This window comes from Microbacterium sp., assembly GCF_011620715.1.
GTDB lineage: Bacteria > Actinomycetota > Actinomycetes > Actinomycetales > Microbacteriaceae > Microbacterium.
Map to the genome: position 1 here is coordinate 1 of NZ_WOYP01000008.1, position 2,993 is coordinate 2,993.

Annotated in this window: 5 protein-coding genes; all 5 read right to left on the minus strand. The window is 66.9% G+C overall.

Annotated elements, in window-relative coordinates:
• Nucleotides 1–532 (minus strand): 50S ribosomal protein L2 (gene rplB, locus QZV84_RS01260; protein ID WP_292824133.1); only part of this gene is annotated, 532 nt, incomplete at its 3' end.
• A gap of 25 nt (nt 533–557) precedes the next feature.
• Nucleotides 558–869: a 50S ribosomal protein L23 gene (rplW, locus tag QZV84_RS01265; RefSeq protein WP_292824136.1), complete on the minus strand. Its 312-nt coding sequence runs from the start codon at nt 867–869 to the stop codon at nt 558–560.
• Nucleotides 866–1,534: a 50S ribosomal protein L4 gene (gene rplD, locus QZV84_RS01270; protein WP_292824139.1), complete on the minus strand. Its 669-nt coding sequence runs from the start codon at nt 1,532–1,534 to the stop codon at nt 866–868. The genes rplW and rplD overlap by 4 nt, the downstream gene beginning before the upstream one ends.
• 4 nt (nt 1,535–1,538) lie before the next feature.
• Nucleotides 1,539–2,198 (minus strand): 50S ribosomal protein L3, encoded by a 660-nt coding sequence (rplC, locus tag QZV84_RS01275; protein WP_292824142.1) that lies wholly within the window; start codon nt 2,196–2,198, stop codon nt 1,539–1,541.
• Between the two features lie 8 nt (nt 2,199–2,206).
• Nucleotides 2,207–2,515, minus strand: coding sequence for a 30S ribosomal protein S10 (gene rpsJ, locus QZV84_RS01280; RefSeq protein WP_091703640.1), 309 nt, complete (start codon nt 2,513–2,515; stop codon nt 2,207–2,209).
• Nucleotides 2,516–2,993: the final 478 nt, after the last annotated feature.

Genomic DNA, 2,993 nt, shown 5'->3' on the forward strand with positions numbered 1-2,993 from the left:
GGAGACGCAGCTGAGCGTAGATGCCGTCCTTCGCGACCAGACGCACCGAGGCGCCGGCCGAGCGGGCCATCTTCGCGCCGCCGCCGGGGCGCAGCTCGATGGCGTGGATGACGGTACCGGTCGGGATGTTGCGCAGCGGCAGGTTGTTGCCGGGCTTGATGTCGGCGCCGGGGCCCGACTCGACGACGTCACCCTGCGACAGCTTGTTCGGCGCGATGATGTAGCGCTTCTCGCCGTCCGCGTAGTGCAGCAGCGCGATGCGCGCGGTGCGGTTCGGGTCGTACTCGATGTGAGCGACCTTCGCGTCGATGCCGTCCTTGTCGCCGCGACGGAAGTCGATCACACGGTACTGGCGCTTGTGTCCACCGCCGATGTGGCGGGTGGTGATGCGGCCCTGGTTGTTGCGGCCACCGGTCTTGGACAGCGGGCGGAGGAGGGACTTCTCGGGCGTCGATCGGGTGATCTCAGCGAAGTCCGCCACCGACGAGCCGCGGCGACCCGGGGTCGTGGGCTTGTACTTGCGAATTGCCATTGTTCTGTGTCCTTCGTCCCGACCGTCAGCCGACTGCCGTGAAGATGTCGATGGTGCCCGACTTGAGCGTCACGATCGCGCGCTTGGTGTCCTTGCGCTTGCCGACGCCGAAGCGGGTGCGACGGGCCTTGCCGACGCGGTTGATCGTGTTGACCGCGGCGACCTTGACGCCGAAGATCTTCTCGATCGCGAGCTTGATCTCGGTCTTGGTCGCGCGGGGGTCCACGAGGAACGTGTACTTGCCCTCGTCGATGAGCCCGTAGCTCTTCTCCGAGACGACCGGCTTGAGGATGATCTCGCGCGGGTCCTTGTTGAGGGCAACCTGCAGCTCGGTCATGCCGAGACCTCCTCGGTGGCGATGACGGACGCCTTCGCCGCGATGAACGCGTCGTAGGCGGCCTTGGTGAAGACGATGTCGTCGGAGACGAGCACGTCGTACGCGTTGAGCTGGTCGACGGGCAGCACGTGGACGTACGCGAGGTTGCGCACGCTCTTGGTCGTGATGTCGTCGTCGCGGTCGATGACCACGAGCACGCGCTTGGTCTGTGCGACAGTCGCCAGGTACGCAGCGGCCGCCTTCGTCGAAGGCACGCCTTCGATGCCGAACGACTCGATGACGTGCAGGCGCTCGCCGCGGGCGCGATCGCTGAGCGCACCCAGAAGGGCGGCCGCGATCATCTTCTTGGGAGTGCGCTGCGAGTAGTCGCGCGGCTTCGGCCCGTGGACGATGCCACCGCCGGTCATGTGCGGCGCGCGGATCGAGCCCTGACGGGCGTTGCCGGTGCCCTTCTGCTTGAAGGGCTTGCGGCCGGCGCCCGAGACCTCGCCACGACGCTTGGTCGAATGCGTGCCCTGGCGAGCCGCCGCGCGCTGGGCGACGACGACCTGGTGGATGAGCGGAATGTTCGTCTTGACGTCGAAGAGCGCGGCGGGCAGCTCTACCGAGCCTGCCTTCTTGCCGTCTGCGCTTCGCACGTCGAGCGCGAGAGTCTGGTCAGCCATGGACTCACGCTCCCTTCACTGCGTTGCGGACGAAGACGATGCGACCGCGCGCGCCGGGGACGGCGCCCTTGACGAGCATCAGCCCCTTCTCGGCGTCGACGGCGTGCACCGTGAGGTTGAGGACGGTCACGCGCTCGCCACCCATACGGCCGGCCATGCGCATGCCCTTGAAGACGCGGCTCGGGGTCGACGATGCGCCGATCGAGCCGGGCTTGCGGTGGTTGCGGTGCGAACCGTGCGACGCCGAGACGCCCTTGAAGTTGTGACGCTTCATGACACCGGCGAAGCCCTTGCCCTTGCTGGTGCCGACGACGTCGACCAGCTGGCCGGCCTCGAACGTGCCCTCGGCGGTGATCTCCTGGCCGAGCGCGTAGTCGGCGGCATCCGCGGTGCGCACCTCGGTGAGGTGACGGCGCGGGGTCACGCCGGCGGCCTCGAAGTGGGCCGTCTGCGGCTTGTTGACCTTGCGCGGGTCGATCTGGCCGTAGGCGATCTGGATCGCGTTGTAGCCGTCGCGCTCGGGCGTGCGAACCTGGGTGACCACGTTCGGCGCGAGCTCGATGACGGTGACGGGAACGAGCTTGCCGCTCTCGTTCCATACCTGGGTCATGCCGAGCTTGGTGCCCAGCATCCCCTTCGAAATCTTGGAGTTGATGTCTGCCATGGCGAGTCCTAGAGCTTGATCTCGATGTTGACGTCAGCCGGCAGGTCAAGGCGCATCAGCGAGTCGACGGCCTTGGGCGTCGGGTCGATGATGTCGATCAGACGCTTGTGGGTGCGCATCTCGAAGTGCTCGCGGCTGTCCTTGTACTTGTGCGGGGAACGGATCACGCAGATCACGTTCTTCTCCGTCGGAAGGGGCACGGGGCCCACGACCGTCGCGCCGGCACGGGTCACGGTGTCGACGATCTTGCGGGCCGACGAATCGAGGCCGGCGTGATCGTACGACTTCAGGCGAATGCGGATCTTCTGTCCCGCCATTGTCTGCTCTCTCTCTTTACGCGTCATACGTGCTCGATTCGAGCCGCATTGGACGCACGGGGGCGTGGGAGGGTTCGTCCCTCGCCCTTTGGCACTTCGCACACCGCGTCGCCGGGGTGATGCTGCACCACTGTTCTGCTGTCAAACCGGGGACTCGCGCCTCCGGCTCCCCCACCCGCGTCGCACACGAATGCGCACACCCGTTTCCGGGATGCTGATGTGGGAAGTTGTGCTCTGCTGCCTGCGGCCTAGGACCCTGCGCCCGAACCTCCGTGGAGATCGTCTGCTACGCAGACAGGCGCCGCCTATGCACTGCCCTGGCAGTGATCCGGGCACGCCCGAAGGGGCCCGGAATGTGGAACTTCCCTAGTCTACGTGTCGCCCGGGCGTGTCGCAAACTCGGGCGTGTCGCGCCCACCCTCTGCCGCCGAGAAGGTGCCTCGCGGCGCGAGAAGGTGGGTTCGGCCGCGAGAAGGTG

Coding starts and splice junctions, on each gene's coding strand:
- rpsJ (WP_091703640.1), bottom strand. CDS start 2,515: ATGGCGGGACAGAAGATCCGCATTCGCCTGAAGTCGTACGATCACGCC.
- rplD (WP_292824139.1), bottom strand. CDS start 1,534: ATGGCTGACCAGACTCTCGCGCTCGACGTGCGAAGCGCAGACGGCAAG.
- rplC (WP_292824142.1), bottom strand. CDS start 2,198: ATGGCAGACATCAACTCCAAGATTTCGAAGGGGATGCTGGGCACCAAG.
- rplW (WP_292824136.1), bottom strand. CDS start 869: ATGACCGAGCTGCAGGTTGCCCTCAACAAGGACCCGCGCGAGATCATC.